Here is a 19,190-nt window from a genome sequence, read left to right on the forward strand (position 1 = left end):
TCAGCGCCAGCCGGAACGTTGTCGATCAGGCGGAAGCCTTGTCGATGAACTTCACCGCATCGCCCACGGTGAGGATCGTCTCGGCGGCATCGTCCGGTATTTCGACGCCGAATTCCTCTTCGAACGCCATCACCAGTTCGACGGTATCGAGGCTGTCTGCGCCCAGATCGTCGATGAAGCTCGCGCCTTCGGTGACCTTGTCGGCATCAACGCCAAGATGCTCGACGACGATCTTTTTGACGCGTTCTGCGGTATCGCTCATGTGGGCAATCCTTATTCCAGTGATGTTGTATGTCCTTCGTTAGCGGCCCCATTGCCGCTAATCAAGCGCTAAACATTTTTTGACTTTCAGGCCGGAGAAACCGGCCCGCGCATTTCCTCGCCACGCCGATTACACGAAATTTTCAGCCTGTAAAAGCCCGTGAGAGGTCCGTTCCAACTTGCGCACAGCCGAGTTTGAGGCAACGCTGGCGCATTTCCTTCAAATCATGGCCATTCCGCCGTTAACGTGCAATGTCTGCCCGGTGACGTATCCCGCCTCGTTCGACGCAAGGTAGGCGACCGCCGACGCAACCTCTTCACCCGTTCCCATGCGCCGCGCCGGGATGGCGGACATGATCGCTTCCTTCTGCTTTTCATTCAGCTTGTCGGTCATGGCGGATTCGATGAAACCGGGAGCGACGCAATTCACGGTCACGTTGCGCGTCGCGATTTCCTGAGCCAGCGACTTGGAAAAGCCGATCATGCCCGCCTTGGACGCGCAATAATTAGCCTGCCCGGGGTTTCCTGTGACACCCACGACCGAAGTGATGTTGATGATCCGCCCGAACCGCCTGCGCATCATCGGGTGGGTCAGTTCTCGCGTCAGGCGAAATACCGCCGTGAGATTGACCTCGATGACCGCGTCCCAATCGTCGTCGGGCATGCGCACAAACAGGCCGTCCTTGGTAATTCCGGCATTGTTGACGAGAATATCGACTCCTTCGAGTTCAGACTCCGCCTTCTGTCCCAATGTCTTGACCGCATCGCGGTCGGAGAGATTTGCGGGGAACACCTTCACCCTTTCGCCGAGTTCGGCGGCCAGTGAATCCAGCTTCCCTGCCCGAGTTCCGTGAAGGCCGATCGTCGCGCCTTGCGCGTGCAGCGTGCGGGCGATTGCCTCGCCTATGCCGCCAGTCGCCCCCGTCACCAGCGCCTTGCGTCCTGTCAGGTCGAACATGCTCAAATCCAATCCGGTTGGTGTTCAGGCGAAAGCCGCCAAGGCGTCCTCGACTTCGGGCGCCGTACCGATATTTGCAGTCGTAAGCTCGCGATTTATGCGCCGCGCGAGGCCGGACAAGACCTTGCCTGCGCCGATTTCATAGAGCGTGGTCACATCGTTTGCGCCGAACCAGTCCACGGTTTCGCGCCAACGCACGCGGCCCGTTACCTGCGCGACAAGGCGCGCCACGATCTCGTCAGGATCGGTGACGGGCGCGACCGACACGTTGGGGATGACCGGAACCACAGGTGCGTTTCGCGCAACATCCGCAAGGGCTTCGCGCATGGCGTCGGCTGCCGGGGCCATCAATTGGGAATGGAATGGCGCGGAAACCGGCAACATGATCGCGCGTTTGGCACCTTTCTCGGTGCAGATTCGCGCGGCATGCTCCACATTGGCCTTCGCACCGGAAATGACAAGCTGACCACCACCATTGTCGTTTGCGATCTGCACCGCCGGGCCTGCCGCCGCGCAAGCCGCTTCGACATCCGTCTGCTCCAGCCCGATGATAGCGGCCATTGCTCCTTCGCCCACGGGCACCGCGGCTTGCATGGCGTTGCCGCGAATGCGGAGCAGCCGGGCCGTGTCAGCGATGGAAAAGGTTCCTGCTGCTGCGAGCGCCGAATATTCGCCAAGGGAATGCCCTGCGACGTAAGCAACCTTGTCCGCCAGAATAAAGCCTTGGGATTCCAGCGCCCTGATCGCGGCGAGGGAAACAGTCATCAGTGCCGGCTGCGCATTGGCGGTCAACGTCAGCGTCTCGTCCGGCCCTTCCCAGATGATTTTCGAAAGCTCCTGCGACAGCGCTTCATCGACTTCCTGAAAAACCGCCCTTGCCGCAGGAAACCGCTCCGCCAGGTCCCTGCCCATGCCGACCGCCTGGCTGCCCTGCCCCGGAAATGTGAAAGCTATCGACATTTTTTCCTGCCCTGAAGTCTTTCGAAAACGTCTGACGCCAAGCGTCATGGCAAGTCAAGACCGGCCAACATTCCGGGCATGCCGAATTTCAGCCGAATTGGTTTTTGGATGGAACAAAAGAGGCACTTCTCAATTCCGCCAAAAAGCTGCATTTGTGACATAGACATGACAGTTTGATTACATTTGCCGGCTGTCTCGGGAGTTCGGAGTGGAGCGTAGAGAAAGCGAAATCAGAAGGGCCGCTGGCGCGGGCATCTTTAGGGCGGCGGTGGCAAAGCTGCGCCAGCGCGATGTGCGCGATTCCCTGCGTTCGCTGGGCGCGTCGATATTGCTGTCAGCGGCGTTGGTTTTCCTGATCGAACTCGTCGCCCGCGGCGATGTCGCATCGACCGTGCAGTTCTTCTTTCAGCCCTTCAAGCCCGGCTGGACGACGATCATCGTCTTTACCCTTGTGCTCACGCTGCTTGACGCAATCTTCGGGCGGCGGCACATTGGCATCCTTATCCTTGCGCCTTTCACGCTCCTCCTTGCCTTCATCGGTCACCAGAAGGCGCATTATCTGGGCGACCCGCTCTATCCGACTGACTTCCTCTATGCCCGGCAGATCATGGAGCTTATGCCTCTCCTGGTCAGGGAACGGCCATGGCTGGCCGTTGGCATGGTGGTTGTTGGCATCGCCGCAATCGCCGCCCTCTTTTCTGTATGGCGACACTGGCATCGCAACGGTCCCCGGATAAGCCACAAGAGCCGCGTGTGGCGCGTGGCGGTTGCCGTGCCCGCACTTGCATTTTTCGTATCCATTATGGACTACGCGACCTTCTCCTGGACGCGCGACCGGCTGCAGATCATTCCCATCATGTGGGACCAGAAGGAAAACTACGCATCGAACGGATTTGCGCTGGCTTTTGCAATGAACGTGCCGATGGCGAAGGTCAACGCACCGCACGGCTACAGTCAGAAAGCGATGGCGGCGATCAATCCTCCGGCGAACGCGCCTGTCGCGCTGCCGCAGCAGAGGCCGGACATCATCATAGTCATGAGCGAATCGTTCTGGGACCCCACGCGGCTGCCCGGAGTGTCCTTCAGCCCCGATCCCATTCCGAATGTTCGCAATGCACATTCGGGCCATGTCTTTTCGCCTGAGTTCGGCGGCATGACCGCCAATGTCGAGTTTGAGGCGCTGACCGGCTTTTCAAACGCGTTCCTGCCCTATGGAAGCATTCCCTACCAGCAATATGTGCGCAAAGCCGTCCCCTCGCTCGCCAGCTTCTTCCGGTCAGAGGGCTATGAAACAATGGCCATGCACCCCTTTGAGGGGTGGTTCTGGAACCGAAAGGCCGTCTACGATGCCTTCGGCTTCGATCGCTTCTATTCAATAGAAAATCTGCCGCCCATGAAGGCGCGAGGACCGCTCATATCCGACGAATCCTTGACTGACGAGATCATTCGGCATGCGGACCAGGCGGATCGACCTTTCTTCTATTTCGCCGTCAGCCTGCAAAGTCACGGACCCTACGAGCCGTATCGGTATCCCGATCCAGTCATCAAAGTTGAGGCATCCACGACCGAAACCACCCGCCAATCGATACTCTCCTACGCCGAAGGCGCGCATGATGCCGATAAGGAATTGAAGCGGCTGATGGATTGGGCGCAGAACCGTGACCGGCCCACCGTCATCGCCTTTTTCGGCGATCACCTGCCGCCGCTGAATCTCGGCTATGTGGAAACGAAATTCCTCAAGGAGCCGGTGCCGGATCGCCGTGAACCGCCGGACGCGCTCGCCCTCCACCGCGAAACGCCACTCGTGGTGTGGTCAAACAAGGATGGACCGATACGGGATATCGGGACCATCAGCCCCGCATTCCTGCCTTTCTATGTGCTGAAGACCGCCGGCATCAGCCACCCCTACTACACCGGCTTTCTCGGAGAACTGAACAGCAAGTATCATGTCGTGGAGCGACATCTGCTGTTGGGGGCCAATGGAGAGCCGACACCGGATTGGTCAAGGGCCAAGGATGTCGACCCGAGCATCAATGATTTTCGGCTACTTCAGTATGACGCCATGTTTGGCAATGCCTACCGAACGGAAGCCTTCTTCCCCAAGACCCCGCGACCTGACGGGGTATAGGCTGCCGATGCAGCCTGAATCATTCTATCTGATTCAGGCTGCTTTCGCGTTTTCCTCAGGCTTGCACACCTCGCTCAGTCGCGCATAGAGCGCGTGCGATGATCCGCGCTGTCCATTTGTCGATGCAAGTTCGAGGACTGTTTTTGCAGGCAGCGCCGCAACGCGAATGCGCGGCAGCAGCTTCCTCCGTTCCTGCTTCCTGAATGCAAAGGGCGTGAGCCACGTTCCTTCGAAATGGAGGGGCACGATTGCGGCACGCCCACTTTCGGCAATTCGGCTGACGGCGCGATACAGCCTGAATTCCTTGGTGTCGGGTTGTATTCCTTCCGGAAGATAGACCGCCAGCCTGCCGCCCCTGCGCAGATGGCGCACCAGCCTGCGGTTGATGAAAAGATGCTCGGTGTTGAACGCTATCGTCCGCGCCAATTCGCGATAGGGCTCCAGCCGTGCGGACTTAGCCGAACGGGCGTCCAGAATGTGCAAGGTCTCTTCCGGTAGAAGAGACAGGGCAAGCGCCGGCTCCAGACGCGAACGGTGGCTGATGACATAGATCACCGCAGGCGGCACGGATCGTATCCCGCCCACGCTACTGTCATCTATGCGATAGGCCAGTTTCAGCGGTGCGTAGAACAGCGCCTGGCGGAACGATAATCCGAGCCGGTAGGTCAGCCAGCCGCAATACGCGGTGTAGGCTGCGAACAATAGCAGCAGGATCTTTCCCGTCAGGATCATTCGGACCTCCCAACCGCACCCGCCGAACGTAAACTAGCGGCTGGCTGGTCGCGGTCAACTGGCTCGACGAAATTCAGGAAGGCATTTGGTGACGCACCCAGCGGTCAGGCTGCGCCTGATAGATTTCCCCGGCGCGCTCAAGGGACGGGTCGGCCAGAAACAGGATACGCGTAGCGATTTCAGATGGATGCGGCAGGGTCATGGGGTCTTCGCCGGGAGCAGCCTGCGCCCGCATCGCGGTGCGTGTGCGGCCCGGATCGACGCAATTCACCCTGAGTGCAAATGTCCTGGCCTCGTCGGCCCAGGAGCGCGCCATCGCCTCGATTGCCGCCTTGGAAGCAGCGTAGGGAGCCCAGAAGGCGCGTGCCGAATGCGCCGCGCCCGACGACAGAAGGATAGCGCGGCCAGCGTCCGACTTGCGAAGAAGCGGATCGACAGACCGAATCAGCCGCCACGTAGAGGTGACGTTGATGTTCATCACCTTCTCAAACACCTTGGCCTCGACATGTCCGATTGGCGAAATCGTACCGAGAACACCCGCATTTGCTACGAGGACATCGAGCCTGCCCCAGCGGTCATTTATCGCAGCGCCGAGGCGGTCGATACCCTGCATGTCCGAAAGGTCGAGCGGAACCAGCGTCGCTTCGCCCTTGCCGGTGCGAGCGTGCTCCTGCTTGATCTCATCATCAAGGTCTTCCAGCCCACCGACGGTGCGCGCGACGGCTATGACATGGGCGCCTGCCGCCGCCATCTGCCTTGCGATGTGATAGCCAATGCCACGCGACGCGCCGGTGACGAGCGCGATGCGGCCGGTAAGGTCAGGCGTGCTCATGCAGCACTCTTACTGGCTCCCGGCGGCAAGCAGGGAAAGGGTACGGACATTGTCGGAACCTTCTATGTCCGTCAGCCGCGTCGGATATTCCGTAGAGAAACACGCGTCGCAGAATTGGGGCTGCTCGTTGTGACGACCCGCCTCGCCTACGGCCCGGTATAGTCCTTCCAGGGAAAGGAAACCGAGCGAATCGACACGAATGAACTCCGCCATCTCCTCAATCGACATGCGCGAGGCGAGCAGTTTGGCCTTCTCCGGCGTATCGACACCATAATAGCACGAGGAGCGCGTGGGCGGCGAAGCGATCCGCATGTGCACTTCCTTCGCTCCGGCGTCGCGCACCATCTGAACGATCTTCTGGCTGGTGGTGCCGCGCACGATCGAATCATCGACCAGAACCACGCGCTTGCCCTCGATCATGCGCCGGTTGGCATTGTGCTTCAGCCTGACGCCCATATGGCGGATTGCATCTCCCGGCTGAATAAAGGTGCGCCCCACATAGTGATTCCGGATAATGCCTAGTTCGAATGGGATCCCGGCCTCTTGTGAAAAGCCGATCGCCGCCGGCGTGCCCGAATCGGGTACGGGAACGACGATGTCGGCTTCCACCGGGCTCTCGACGGCAAGTTCCGCGCCGATCCGCTTGCGCACGTCGTAGACGTTGCGGCCTTCCACCATGGAATCGGGGCGTGCGAAGTAGACATATTCGAAGATGCAGAAGCGCGATTTGACAGGCTCGAACGGAAATTCGCTCTCGACACCCTTGGATGTGATTGTGACCATTTCCCCCGGCTTGATGTCGCGCACGAAGCGCGCGCCGATAATATCGAGAGCGCAGGTTTCGGATGCCAGGATCCAAGCGCCGTCCAGATCACCCAGCACCAGCGGGCGGATGCCCAGCGGGTCGCGACAGCCGATCATTTTCTTCGAGGATAGGGCGACGAGAGAAAATGCGCCCTCGACCTGCCGCACGGCATCGATGAACCGTGCATTCAGCCCGCGTTCCTTGCTGGTCGCAACGAGATGCAGGATGGTCTCGGTGTCGGAAGTCGATGAAAAGATCGACCCTTGTTTTTGCAACGTGCGCTGGATGGTGAGCGCGTTGGTGAGGTTGCCATTGTGCGCGACCGCAAAGCCACCTTCCGACAGTTCGGCAAAAAAGGGCTGGATGTTTCGCATGCCCGCGCCGCCGGTCGTTGCATATCGCGTGTGGCCAATGGCGCGGCTGCCCGGCAGACGGTCCAGCACAGCCTGTTTGGTGAAGGTATCGCCGATCAGGCCAACATGGCGCTCGATGTGAAACTGGGCACCGTCAAACGAGACGATACCTGCCGCCTCCTGACCCCGGTGCTGGAGCGCATGCAGGCCAAGCGTGACAATTGCCGCGGCATCCTGTCGACCGAAGATGCCGAACACTCCGCATTCATCGTGAAAATGATCGTCCGCTTCGGCGGATTGGCCCAAGCCTGCATCAGCCATGATGATCGAGTCCCAGTTGCGGAAAGCGCCTATATAGTGCGCATTCGATCATTGTTCGAGCTAATTGTTTGTCGCAGGCGGAACCGCATCATCCGCAGGCGCATCGGCATCCGGCGCGGGCTCGGTCGAACCGTCAGCCGCTGGCGCTTCATTGGCCCCTTCCGGGGCCGCACCCTGCTCGCCCTCGGCGGGTGTCTGCGCGCCGGGCTTCAGACGCTTGAGGATCGAGTTCTCAGGATCATCAGGCATCAGACCTTCGATCCACGCCCCCACGCTGTCGAGCAAAGGACGGGATTTCGCGTTCGCGACCCAAGCAGGCGGATTTGTGCCGACGAGCCAGTTGAAGAACAGCAGCGCCACGGCGACGACGAGTACGCCCCGCGCCGCGCCATAGAGGAAACCGAGGGTACGATCGAGCGCGCCAATGCGCGAATCGATGATGAAGTCGGCAATCTTCATGGTGATGAGGGTCACGATGATCAGCGCGACGAGAAAGACAATGCCGGCCGCCGCGATCATCGCGAGCTGCTCATTGTCGATATAGGGCTGCACGTAGGGAATGACGGGCTTGTAGAAGAAATAGGCTGCGGCAGCGGCAGCCGCCCAAGAGGCTATCGAAAGCACCTCGCGCGAAAAGCCCCGCACCATCGCAAGCATTGCTGATACCAGCGTGAAGCCGACGACAATTCCGTCAAGCAGCGTGATTGGCATGAATAATCACCCTCGTGATGCGGTCAACCGTCCGCCCGTCCCCGTTTCGACCCGGCAATGCGCGCCACCAGATCCGCCAAGGTCGTCGGCTGGAACTCGGCGACACCTGCCGACTGCGTCTGCTCGTCGTCCCGCGAGCCTGCAACCGGCGACACAGCCTGAACAAAACCCAGCTTCCTGGCTTCCTTAAGTCGCTGCTGCGCATGCGCAACCGGCCTTATGGCGCCCGAGAGGCTGATTTCGCCGAAATAGACGCAATCGGCGGGCAGGGCAAGACCGGTGAGCGACGACACGAGCGCCGCCGCGACGGCAAGGTCGGCAGCGGGCTCCGCAATGCGATATCCGCCGGCCACATTGAGATAGACATCATTGGTCGAGAAGCGCACGCCGCAATGCGCTTCCAACACCGCGAGGACCATCGAAAGGCGGGAATTGTCCCAGCCGACAACGGCGCGGCGCGGCGTCCCGAGCGGTGATGGAGCAACCAGCGCCTGAATCTCGACGAGGACCGGACGCGTGCCTTCCATTCCGGCGAAAACCGCCGCGCCGGGCGCGGCCGCGTGGCGCTCGCCGAGGAACAGTTCGGACGGATTGGCGACCTCGCGCAGGCCCTTGTCCGACATTTCGAAAACGCCGATTTCGTCGGTCGGGCCGAAGCGGTTCTTCACTGTGCGCAGGATGCGATAGTGGTGCCCGCCCTCGCCCTCGAAATAGAGGACCCCGTCCACCATGTGCTCCACGACGCGCGGTCCGGCGATCTGCCCTTCCTTCGTGACGTGGCCGACCAGCACCACCGCGGCACCTGTGGATTTCGCGTAGCGAATTATCGCCTGAGCCGCCGCGCGCACCTGTGTGACGGTTCCCGGAGCCGAATCAGCAAGGTCCGTCCAAAGTGTCTGGATGGAATCGAGAATGACGAGATCGGGGCGCTTGCCCTCCCCGATGGTTGTCAGGATATCCTCCACATTGGTTTCGGCGGCAAGTTCTACCGGGGCGTCAGCCGCGCCCAGCCTTCGTGCGCGCAATCGAACCTGCGCAACCGCTTCTTCGCCAGAAACATACACGATCCGGTGACCCTGACGCGCGAGCGCGGCGGCGGCCTGCATCAGAAGCGTTGACTTGCCGATACCGGGATCGCCGCCCACCAGCAAAGCAGATCCTCGAACGAAGCCGCCGCCCGTCGCGCGGTCAAGCTCGCCGATGCCGCTGACGATGCGTGGCGCGTCTTCAATGTCGCCCGAAAGCGTGGCAAGCGCCACCGCCCTGCCCTTGCGCGGACTGCGCAGGCTTGCGGGACCGGAACCGATGCCGCCTGCCGTCCCTTCCTCGACGAGCGTGTTCCACTCGCCGCAGGCCTCGCACTTGCCCGCCCAGCGCGAAGAGACATTGCCGCATGCCTGGCACACAAACTGAACGCGCGTTTTTGCCATGGTTCAGGCCGGACCGCCCTATTCCATCCGTTCCGGAAGGTGGCTGTCGTCGGCAAGGTCGAAAAAGCGGGTAAATTCGCCCTGAAAGCCCATCTGGACCGTTCCTGTCGGGCCATGACGCTGCTTCGCGATAATGACCTCGGCCTTCCCACGCGCCTCGTTCATCTCATTTTCCCACTTCAGATAGTCCTCTGTTCCGGGCTTGGGCTCGCGGTTCTTGAGGTAATATTCATCGCGATAGACGAATAAGACGACATCGGCGTCCTGCTCGATGGAGCCGGATTCGCGAAGGTCTGACAGTTGCGGCCGCTTGTCGTCGCGGCTTTCCACCTGACGCGACAATTGTGACAACGCCACAATCGGCACGCCAAGTTCCTTCGCCAACGCCTTGAGGCCGGTGGTGATTTCGGTGATTTCCTGCACCCGGTTTTCGCCCGCCCGCTTCGATGAGCCGGTCATGAGCTGGATATAGTCGATGACGATCACATCCAGCCCGCGCTGGCGCTTGAGGCGTCGGGCGCGCGCCGCAAGCTGCGCAATGGAAATGCCGCCGGTCTGGTCGATGAAGAGCGGAATTTTCTGCATGGTCTGCGAACAAGCCACCAGCTTTTCGAAATCGGATTCGGTGATTTCGCCTCGCCTGATCTTGGACGAGGGAATCTCCGTCTGCTCGGAGATGATACGGGTGGCCAATTGCTCGGACGACATTTCGAGCGAAAAGAAGCCGATCACGCCGCCATTGCTTGCCTTGAACGATCCGTCAGCCTGCTGCGCGGGCTCGTATGCGTGGGCGATATTGAAGGCGATGTTCGTCGCAAGCGATGTCTTTCCCATGCCGGGGCGTCCCGCGAGCACGATGAGATCCGAGGGCTGCAGCCCTCCCATTCGCCTGTCCAGGTCCCGGATGCCGGTCGATATGCCGGACAGACCGCCGTCGCGCATATAGGCGGCATTGGCCATGTCCACGGCGGTCTTGACCGCATCGGTGAAGCTCTCGAATCCGCCGTCGTAGCGGCCTGTTTCGGCCAGTTCGAACAGGCGGCGCTCTGCCGTTTCGATCTGCTCGCGCGGCGACATATCCACGGGCGCGTCATAAGCGACGTTCACCATGTCCTCGCCCACCGAAATCAGCGCGCGGCGCGTGGCAAGCTCATAGATGGCGCGGCCATAGTCGCCGGCGTTAATCACAGTGACGGCTTCGGCGGCAAGGCGCGCCAGATAGTGCGACACCGTCATGTCGCCAACCTTTTCTTCCGCGGGAACGAAGTTCTTCATCGTCACCGGATTGGCCATCTTGCCCATGCGGATGAGCTCAGCGCCAACCTCGAAAATCTTCCGGTGGAGCGGCTCGAAAAAGTGCTCCGCCCTCAAGAAATCCGAAACGCGGTAATAGGCGTCGTTGTTGACCAGAATTGCGCCCAACAACGCCTGTTCCGCCTCCACATTATTGGGAGCCTCACGATAAAGTGGCGTTTCCGCCACCTGGAATTTGCGTGCTGCCTCGGCCATTTTTCTCTTTCGGTCCCCGCGCTCCAAATGGCGGTATCAGACGCAATGCCCCAATGTTGCACCAAAGTTTACCGGTGATAGCGCGGTGCCCGCGATTCACACTGATTCACAGGCGAACTGAAACAGGTGATTGACGCGAATCGAATTGGGAGAATAGCGCAATAAACCAGAACAAAACAGGAATATCTCAGGCGCTCAGAACTCGTCCACAGCATCTCCCCATTCAACGCGGCGCGCAATGCGGAATGTTTCGTTCTGCCGTTTGGAAACGGTGCGGTAGTCCGTCTGGCCATCCGGCGCGCAGAGCTTGAGGTCGATGCGGCCTTTCCCCTGTCGCGGAGGGGCGATGACGCGCGCGCTGCGCGGTGCGGTCGCAGTCCGCGTCGCAGCGAGAAATATGAACTTCTCGTCCTCCCACGGCGCTTCGCCGCCTTTCGCCAGTCGATGCATGCGCGCCCGCGCCACGCGTCGGGAAAAATGGCACCAGTCAGGCGCTTTGAGCGGACATGGTTTTTCATGCGCGCAGGGCGCGGCAATGTGCGCGCCCTCGCCGAGAAGAATATCGCGCGACTGAAGGATGCGATGCCAGCCCGCGGGCGTCCCCGGTTCGACAATGACCAGGACTTGCTTTGCTGCACGCCAAAGCCGCACGACTAGGCCAGGAATCGCTTGCGGCGGCAATTCGTCCAGCACATAGGCAAGTGTCACCAGATCCACCGCCGGTGCCGTCTCAAGGGCAAGCGTTGCGTCACCCTCCGACCAGCGGCTTTCGATACCGGGCAAATCCCGCGACAGCGTGCGCCCCATATTCGCGGCTTCGGAACTGGCATCAAGCATCTCGGCCCGTTCCAGCGAGGGCCAGCAGTCGGTCGCGGCCCAAAGCACCGTCCCCGGGCCAGCGCCCGCATCGAGCAAGCTCAACGGCGAGAAACCCGGCAGCGCGTCGTCGAGCATCGCAAAGCTCGTCCGGATTGCCGCGTAGGTCGCAGGCATGCGCGCCGCAAGATACGCCTTTATGGCCAGCGCGTCGGAAAGGTGTAGCCGTCCGTCGCGAACCTCGGAGCGGTACCGTTGGGAAAGATTTGCGCTCGCCGCCTGCAATGCCGAAAGCGGTACGCCTTCCAGCATTCCATCAATTGCGGCGCGCAATCGTGGTGGAAGCTCCACGTCAAACTCCACGAGGCCCAAGCAGGATGACGCCCGCACCCATCAGGCAGATGGCTGCGCCGGTCACATCCCAGCGATCCGGGCGGACACCTTCAACGAACCAGAGCCATGCAAGCGATGCGGCGATGTAGACGCCGCCATAGGCCGCATAGGCGCGCCCCGCCGCGTTGCTGTCAACCAACGCCAGCAACCACGCAAAGGCGATGAGCGATGCCGCTCCGGGTATGAGCCAAAGCGCGGAATGCCCGAGCTTCCACCATTTCCAGACCGCGAAACATCCGGCAATTTCCGCCAACGCCGCCGCAGCATAGATCAGGAAGCTCATTTTTCGCCTTTGTTGCTCCCAGCCTGAATAGGTGGGAGCAATCATGGATGCAAGAATTAAGCGGTCGGGTCCGAGCGGGGTCAACGAAAACTGCAAAGCCGCTATTTGCTGCGTGCCTTGCGCGTCTTTCGCGATTGCGGCGCGGGTTCTGCAGCGTCGCGGAGCGCGAGTGCCTTCTCGCACTTTTCCATGTAATTGCGCGCAATCGGCAAAGTATCGTTGCGACGCGTGAGCTGGATTTGAAACACCATGAGATCCTGCCACCGAAAAGCAGCTTCCGACCCGGCCAGATAGAAATCCCACATGCGGCAGAAACGCTCGTCATAAATCGCCTTGGCCTTCTCGCGGTTCGCCAGGAACCGGTCGCGCCAGTGCTTCAGTGTTTCGGCATAGTGCAGCCTCAGGATTTCGACATCTGTCGTCATGAGGCCGGCTTTTTCGATTGCGGGCAGCACTTCAGAGAGCGCCGGAATATAACCGCCGGGAAAAATATGCTTGCGGATGAATGCATTGGTGGCCACCGGCGGCCCGAAACGGCCAATGGAGTGCAGCACCATGACGCCATCCGGCTTAAGAAGCTTCGCGGCCTGATCGAAGAAAGTCCGGTAGTGATTTACGCCCACATGCTCGAACATTCCGACTGAGATGATGCGGTCAAAGCGTTCGTTTATCTCGCGGTAGTCCTTCATCTCGAAATGAACGCGGCCATCGAGATGTTCGGCCTGCGCTCGCTGCACAGCAATCGAATGCTGCTCGGTTGAAAGAGTAACGCCGAGCACATCGACGTCGAAAGTACGCGCGAGATAGAGGCCCAGCCCGCCCCAGCCGCAACCAATGTCCAGCACATTTTGGCCCGGCCTGATCGCGAGCTTCGCGGCGAGGTGCCGCTTCTTGGCGAGTTGAGCCTGTTCGAGCGTCATTTCGGGGCTTTCGAAATAGGCGCAGGAATATTGCATGTCCTCGTCCAGAAAGAGCCGGTAGAGGTCCGCCGAAAGATCGTAGTGCCGGGCAACGTTGCGCCGCGAGCGCCGGGGCGAGTTCAGTTGCTGCAACCGCCTGAAGGCAATGCGCACACCCTCGACGGCACGCGTCCAGCTTGCCTCGATGCTGCCGTTCGGTCCCATATTGCGATAGGCAAGGTGCAGCATCGAAAGCACATCACCTTCGATGAAATCGAGCTCACCGTCCATATATGCCTCGGGCATGGCGAGCATCGGATCGAAGGCAATCGCGCGCTGCGCACGCGCCGAATGAATTGCAACGTGAACCGGGTCACCGCTGCCGTCACCGAATTTGTGCGAGGTGCCACCTGGGCCGGAAACAGTCAGGTTTCCGGTCTTCACAAGGCGGTCGAGAACGCGACGGAGGAAAATGTTCATCACAAGACCTTTGCCACCTCCGCAAATCGTACATATACGATCACGAACTCGTCAACTCATCGGGTCTCCTGGCACAAAAAAGCCCGGCCGTTTGGCCCGGGCCTTTCTTGTTCATCGCGAATTGCGGTGGATCAGGCCTCTTCGGCTTCCTCGCTGTTGGGGTCGAAGAAGTTCTCCGGGCGGGCATTCTCATTGATGTCGTCGCCATAGATCGCTTCCGCGGTGGTCAGCGTTTCACCCTTCGCCTGGCGCTCCGCCTCTTCCGAAGAGCGTGCGATGTTCAGCGTCACGGTCACTTCGACCTCGGGATGCAGCGAGATCGCGACATTGGTGAGACCGATGGTCTTGATCGGGTGGTTCAATTCGACCTGGTTGCGGGCGACAGTGAACCCTTCGGCGGTCAGCAGATCGGCGATATCGCGCGTGGAAACCGAACCATAGAGCTGCCCCGTTTCGCCCGCGGAGCGAACGACCACAAAAGCCTTTCCGTCAAGCTTCTCGGCAACTGCCGAAGCTTCGGTCTTGCGCTCGAGATTGCGGGCTTCGAGCTGCGCGCGCTGGCCTTCGAACTTCTTCTTATTGTTGTCGTTGGCGCGCAGCGCCTTGCCCCTCGGCAGGAGGAAATTGCGCGCATAGCCGTCTTTCACCTTTACGGTGTCACCCATCTGGCCAAGCCGGGCGATGCGTTCAAGCAGGATAACTTCCATCGTCATGTTCCTTTTCTTTGCAGCTCAAGCTGCGAAAATTGGAAACAGGCAAGGAAGAGAAAGGGCGCATGGCACCCGGTTCGCTGTCCTGCCTGTCTGGCAGTTAGGGCCCGCGTATCGCGGGTCCAACTCGGGCAAAGCCGCGCCCGAAGCGGTTGCAGCGGGCGGCAGGCCGCCCGCGAAAGAATTGCTCACTTCACCACATAGGGCAGAAGGCCGAGGAAACGGGCGCGCTTGATCGCCTTGGCGAGTTCGCGCTGCTTCTTCTGGCTGACCGCGGTGATGCGGGACGGCACGATCTTGCCGCGCTCGGAAATGTAGCGCTGCAACAGACGCACGTCCTTGTAGTCGATCTTCGGAGCGTTCGCACCGGAGAACGGACAGGTCTTGCGACGGCGATGAAAGGGCCGGCGGGTCGGGATCTGGTTGATGTCGACCATTATTCGCTATCCCCTTCATTGTCGCGGCGGCGCGGAGCGCGGTCGCTGGTCGAACGCGGACGGTCGCGATCGCCGAACCCGCGGCCACCGCCGTCACGCTCGGGACGATCGTCGCGGTCGCGCTTCTGCAGCATCGCGGACGGACCTTCCTCATGCGCGTCGACCTTGATGGTCAAAAAGCGCAGGACGTCTTCCGACAGACCCATCTGGCGCTCCATTTCGTTGAGCGCCGCCGGAGGCGTGTCGATGTCCATCAGCGTGTAGTACGCCTTACGATTCTTGTTGATGCGGTAGGTCAGGGACTTCAGTCCCCAGTTCTCTACCCGGCCAATCTTTCCGCCGCCTTCGGTGATGACGCCCTTGAAACGTTCAACGAGTTCATCCACCTGCTGCTGCGACAGGTCCTGCCGGGCAAGGAACACATGTTCATAAAGAGCCATTGTCTTGCCTTTCTTCTCTCAATCAGCCGGACCCCGAAGGCTAAGCCCCTGCGACTTCATTGACCCATGTGGGGAAGAAAGGCGCGTTCGAGACGGTCGAGAGCGGAGACACGGGAGGCGGAGCGCTTTTGCGATCACGACGAAGGAAACCTTCGGCCCTCCGTTCAGCCCCCATTCGGAACCGGCGGAATGCGCGGCTCTATACAGGAATATCGCGGCAACGCAAGAGCGCTGGGAAATTATTGGGCGCCTTCGCCCGCTGCGGTCGCCTGCGCGGCTTCCTCCAGCCGGGCGCGGCGCGAATAGGCGCGCGCGCTCAGCGGCAGGAAGGCCAGGTAGCAGATCGCGGCAACCGAGATGGTCTGCCAAGTATAGTTCACCAGCAGGAGCACGAAGAGAACGACCGCGAAGATCAGCGGCACGGCCTTGTCGCGCCCGATCCTGATCTTCTTGCCCGAATAAACCGGCAACCGACTGACAAGCAGGAACGCGACGAAAAAGGCGAAAGCGCTGCCGACATAGGCAAATTCACGTCCACGGTCGATGCCAAGGAAACCCAGATAGATCGGCAGCATGACCAGAACGGCGCCCGCCGGAGCCGGAACGCCCACGAAATACTCCCCCTGCCAGGCGGGACGCGAATGGTCGTCGATCAGAACATTGAACCGCGCAAGGCGCAGGCCCGATGCGATGGTAAAAACCAGGACCGCGATCCAGCCGAAGGGCGCCGCCATTTTGAGCAGGTAGAGATAGAGCACGAATGCGGGGGCGACGCCGAAATTCACGATGTCTGCCAGCGAATCCATTTGCGCGCCAAAGTTCGAACTCGCCTTCAACATGCGGGCAAGGCGACCATCAATGCCGTCGAGGAACGCCGCGATAAGCACCATGACCACCGCAGTTTCGAAGCGGGCTTCGAAGGCGAGCCTGATGCCGGACAGGCCCGCACAGATTGCGAGCACGGTGACCAGATTCGGGACCAGCAGCCGCAAGGGAATCTCGCCGATGCGCGGGCCGCCGCGTCCGTGCGGTTCAAACGGCTGAAACGGGCGCGCCATCAGGAGACCCGAACGAGCGGCGTGATCGCCCCGCCGCCAAACTCTGCGAGTATGGTTTCCCCGGCGATGGCGGTCTGACCGGCGGCAACGCGCGGCGTCGCGTCAGTTGGGAGGTAAACGTCGACCCGCGATCCGAATCGGATCAGCCCGAAGCGCTCCCCGACTGCGATCGTCTGACCCGTCTCAGCCCAGCAAAGAATGCGGCGGGCGACAAGACCTGCAATCTGCACCACGCCGATCGTCCCGTTAGGGCTTTCGATCACCATGCAATTGCGCTCGTTTTCGGTGCTGGCCTTGTCGAGCTCGGCATTCAGGAACGCGCCCGGCTTGTGTTCGATCCGTTGGATGCGGCCACGAACCGGCGCGCGGTTAACGTGGCAGGAAAAAACGTTCATGAACACCGATATGCGGGTCATTTCCGACTGGCCGAGCGCCAGTTCGCGCGGCGGAATGGCTGTCGTGACGGAGGAAACGACGCCATCGGCGGGACTGATGACCATGCGGTCGTCTAGCGGCGTGACACGCTGCGGATCCCGGAAGAAATAGGCGCACCACGCGGTCAGAATGACGCCGATCCAGAACAGGCTGGTCGAAAACAGCCCGAGGAAGAGAGTTACAGCGGCAAAGATGCCGATGAACATATAGCCTTCGCGGTGGATCGGAACGAAAGCATTCCTGATGGTGTCTGATAGGGTCATGGAACCATCGATGCTCCGATTTGATTGCGGGGCTGCTTACCCGAAACGCTGTCGTGCCGCAACGCACAAAGCCATGAAGCTACATATCCGACAGGCGCTTGCGGACGACGACCCCTAACTCGTCGGTTTCCCGCGCAATCCGCAGCTTTTCTTCCGCCTCGATTGCCTCGCGCTGGCGATCCCACATTCTCGCATAAAGCGCATTCTCTTTCAGCAATTGTGCGTGGGTGCCGCGCTCGGCAATCACGCCGTCGCGCAAGACGATGATCTCGTCGGCGCGGATGATCGTCGAAAGACGATGCGCGATAACGATCGTCGTCCGCCCGCGACTGACGAGATCGAGCGATGCCTGTATCTCCTGCTCGGTATGCGTGTCGAGCGCGGAGGTCGCCTCGTCGAGTATGAGGATCGGCGGCGCCTTGAGGATCGTTCGGGCAATCGCCACTCGCTGCTTCTCGCCCCCTGAGAGCTTGAGGCCGCGCTCGCCGACCATCGTTTCGAACCCTTCCGGAAGGCCCTCGATGAAATCACCTATCTGCGCGAGTTCGGCAGCTTCGCGCACTTCGGCATCCGTCGCGCCCATGCGCCCATAGCGGATATTGTAGGCAATGGTATCGTTGAAAAGCACAGTGTCTTGCGGGACCATGCCGATGACAGCGCGGAGGCTTTCCTGCGTGACGTCGCGGACATCCTGGCCGTCCACGAGGATGGCACCCTGCTGGATATCATAGAAGCGATACAGCAGCCGCGAGATGGTGGACTTGCCGGCCCCTGAGGGACCGACGATTGCGACCGTCTTGCCGGCTGGAACCGTGAAGGAAATTCCCTTGAGGATCGGGCGGGATGCATCATAGGCAAAATGCACGTCGCGAAATTCAACCCTGCCCTCCCCGATCGCGAGCGCCGCCGCTTCGGGTTTGTCGGTGACTTCCTGCGGTACGTCCAGCAGATCGAACATCTGCTCTATGTCCGTCAGGCCTTGCCGTATTTCGCGATAGATGAAGCCGATGAAGTTGAGCGGTACGGAAAGCTGCATCAGCATGGCATTGATGAACACGAAATCACCGACCGTCTGGGTTCCGGCGACAACTTCGCGGGCGGAAAGCACCATGACGACTGCCTGCCCGATGCCGAATATGACCCCCTGCCCGAAGTTCAGCCAACCCAATGAGGTCCAGGTCTTGGTCGCCGCGCTTTCGTAGCGCGCCATCGAACGGTCGAAGCGCTCGGCTTCCATGCGCTCATTGCCGAAATATTTGACGGTTTCGAAATTGAGGAGTGAATCGATGGCCTTGGTGTTGGCGTCGGTGTCGCTGTCGTTCATCTCGCGGCGAATGGAGATGCGCCAATCGCTGGCCCGCACTGTGAACCATGTGTAAAGCCACACCGTGACTGCAACGACAGCCACATAGACCCATCCGTAGGTGACTGCAAAGATGATTGCCGTCAATGCGAATTCGAGAATCGTGGGAACCGTGTTCAGGATGGTGAAACGGACGATGGTCTCTATGCCCTTCGTGCCGCGCTCAATGATTCGAGACAGTCCGCCGGTGCGTCGCTCCAGATGAAAACGCAGCGACAACTCGTGCATATGCACGAACGTGCGAAAGGCGAGCTGGCGCACGGCGTGCTGACCGACGCGTGCAAACAAGGCGTCGCGCAACTGGTTCAGGCCGTTCTGAACGATCCGAACGACGTTGTAGGCAATCACCAGCACGACGGGTGCGAGCAGGAACGCCGGGAGCGGCGGTGTCGTGCGGGCATCTCCCGCCAGCGCATCGGTCGCCCATTTGAAGAAATAGGGTGCGACGACCAGCACGAGCTTGGACAACACAAGCAGGACTGACGCCCAGACCACTCTTGCTTTCAGGTCCGCGCGATCCGCCGGCCACATGTAGGGCCACAGGTTGCGCAACGTCTGAAATGTCGAACCGCTATCGGCGGATACTGTCTTCGTGGCCAATTTGCGTGCTTTC

At 60.5% G+C, this 19,190-nt stretch carries 19 protein-coding genes; 1 reads left to right on the top strand and 18 read right to left on the bottom strand.

What is annotated here, in order from left to right; translation table 11 throughout:
• Positions 1-25 precede the first annotated feature (25 nt).
• The 3 genes from M9924_01115 to fabD all read right to left on the bottom strand — a co-directional run bounded on the left by M9924_01115 (position 26) and on the right by fabD (position 2,179).
• Positions 26-262 (bottom strand): acyl carrier protein, encoded by a 237-nt coding sequence (locus M9924_01115; protein MCO5062992.1) that lies wholly within the window; start codon positions 260-262, stop codon positions 26-28.
• A 219-nt stretch (positions 263-481) separates the two neighbouring features.
• Positions 482-1,219 (bottom strand): 3-oxoacyl-[acyl-carrier-protein] reductase, encoded by a 738-nt coding sequence (gene fabG, locus M9924_01120; GenBank protein MCO5062993.1) that lies wholly within the window; start codon positions 1,217-1,219, stop codon positions 482-484.
• A gap of 24 nt (positions 1,220-1,243) precedes the next feature.
• A complete protein-coding gene (gene fabD, locus M9924_01125) occupies positions 1,244-2,179 on the bottom strand; it encodes an ACP S-malonyltransferase (GenBank protein ID MCO5062994.1) in 936 nt (311 codons plus the stop codon).
• A 292-nt stretch (positions 2,180-2,471) separates the two neighbouring features.
• Here fabD and M9924_01130 point away from each other — a divergent pair, with 292 nt between their 5' ends.
• Positions 2,472-4,307, top strand: coding sequence for an LTA synthase family protein (locus M9924_01130; GenBank protein MCO5062995.1), 1,836 nt, complete (start codon positions 2,472-2,474; stop codon positions 4,305-4,307).
• Between the two features lie 33 nt (positions 4,308-4,340).
• Here the strand turns inward: M9924_01130 and M9924_01135 are convergent, their stop codons facing one another.
• The 15 genes from M9924_01135 to M9924_01205 all read right to left on the bottom strand — a co-directional run bounded on the left by M9924_01135 (position 4,341) and on the right by M9924_01205 (position 19,177).
• Complete coding sequence (locus M9924_01135; GenBank protein ID MCO5062996.1) at positions 4,341-5,039, bottom strand: 2-acyl-glycerophospho-ethanolamine acyltransferase; 699 nt, start codon at positions 5,037-5,039, stop codon at positions 4,341-4,343.
• A 73-nt stretch (positions 5,040-5,112) separates the two neighbouring features.
• On the bottom strand, positions 5,113-5,871 hold the full coding sequence (locus M9924_01140; GenBank protein MCO5062997.1) for an SDR family NAD(P)-dependent oxidoreductase: 759 nt from the start codon (positions 5,869-5,871) through the stop codon (positions 5,113-5,115).
• A 9-nt stretch (positions 5,872-5,880) separates the two neighbouring features.
• Positions 5,881-7,350, bottom strand: coding sequence for an amidophosphoribosyltransferase (purF, locus tag M9924_01145; protein MCO5062998.1), 1,470 nt, complete (start codon positions 7,348-7,350; stop codon positions 5,881-5,883).
• 60 nt (positions 7,351-7,410) lie between these two features.
• Complete coding sequence (locus M9924_01150) at positions 7,411-8,061, bottom strand: CvpA family protein (GenBank protein MCO5062999.1); 651 nt, start codon at positions 8,059-8,061, stop codon at positions 7,411-7,413.
• Positions 8,062-8,084: 23 nt separating this feature from the next.
• Complete coding sequence (radA, locus tag M9924_01155) at positions 8,085-9,491, bottom strand: DNA repair protein RadA (GenBank protein MCO5063000.1); 1,407 nt, start codon at positions 9,489-9,491, stop codon at positions 8,085-8,087.
• Positions 9,492-9,509: 18 nt separating this feature from the next.
• On the bottom strand, positions 9,510-11,000 hold the full coding sequence (locus tag M9924_01160; GenBank protein ID MCO5063001.1) for a replicative DNA helicase: 1,491 nt from the start codon (positions 10,998-11,000) through the stop codon (positions 9,510-9,512).
• Between the two features lie 195 nt (positions 11,001-11,195).
• The gene (locus M9924_01165; protein MCO5063002.1) at positions 11,196-12,167 is read right to left on the bottom strand and encodes a methyltransferase type 11; all 972 of its coding nucleotides are present in this window, start codon (positions 12,165-12,167) and stop codon (positions 11,196-11,198) included.
• A 1-nt stretch (position 12,168) separates the two neighbouring features.
• Positions 12,169-12,492: a YnfA family protein gene (locus M9924_01170; GenBank protein MCO5063003.1), complete on the bottom strand. Its 324-nt coding sequence runs from the start codon at positions 12,490-12,492 to the stop codon at positions 12,169-12,171.
• A 101-nt stretch (positions 12,493-12,593) separates the two neighbouring features.
• On the bottom strand, positions 12,594-13,871 hold the full coding sequence (locus tag M9924_01175; GenBank protein ID MCO5063004.1) for a cyclopropane-fatty-acyl-phospholipid synthase family protein: 1,278 nt from the start codon (positions 13,869-13,871) through the stop codon (positions 12,594-12,596).
• A gap of 131 nt (positions 13,872-14,002) precedes the next feature.
• Positions 14,003-14,578 (bottom strand): 50S ribosomal protein L9, encoded by a 576-nt coding sequence (gene rplI, locus M9924_01180; protein ID MCO5063005.1) that lies wholly within the window; start codon positions 14,576-14,578, stop codon positions 14,003-14,005.
• A 191-nt stretch (positions 14,579-14,769) separates the two neighbouring features.
• Complete coding sequence (gene rpsR / locus M9924_01185) at positions 14,770-15,018, bottom strand: 30S ribosomal protein S18 (GenBank protein ID MCO5063006.1); 249 nt, start codon at positions 15,016-15,018, stop codon at positions 14,770-14,772.
• A complete protein-coding gene (rpsF, locus tag M9924_01190; GenBank protein ID MCO5063007.1) occupies positions 15,018-15,458 on the bottom strand; it encodes a 30S ribosomal protein S6 in 441 nt (146 codons plus the stop codon). Before rpsF ends, rpsR begins: the two co-directional genes overlap by 1 nt.
• Positions 15,459-15,697: 239 nt before the next feature.
• Entirely contained in the window at positions 15,698-16,516 is an 819-nt protein-coding gene (locus M9924_01195; protein ID MCO5063008.1) for a phosphatidylcholine/phosphatidylserine synthase, read from the bottom strand.
• The gene (locus M9924_01200; protein ID MCO5063009.1) at positions 16,516-17,214 is read right to left on the bottom strand and encodes a phosphatidylserine decarboxylase; all 699 of its coding nucleotides are present in this window, start codon (positions 17,212-17,214) and stop codon (positions 16,516-16,518) included. The genes M9924_01195 and M9924_01200 overlap by 1 nt, the downstream gene beginning before the upstream one ends.
• A gap of 79 nt (positions 17,215-17,293) precedes the next feature.
• Complete coding sequence (locus M9924_01205; protein MCO5063010.1) at positions 17,294-19,177, bottom strand: ABC transporter ATP-binding protein/permease; 1,884 nt, start codon at positions 19,175-19,177, stop codon at positions 17,294-17,296.
• Positions 19,178-19,190 lie beyond the last annotated feature (13 nt).

It is taken from the genome of Rhizobiaceae bacterium, assembly GCA_023953835.1.
Lineage (GTDB): Bacteria > Pseudomonadota > Alphaproteobacteria > Rhizobiales > Rhizobiaceae > Mesorhizobium_G.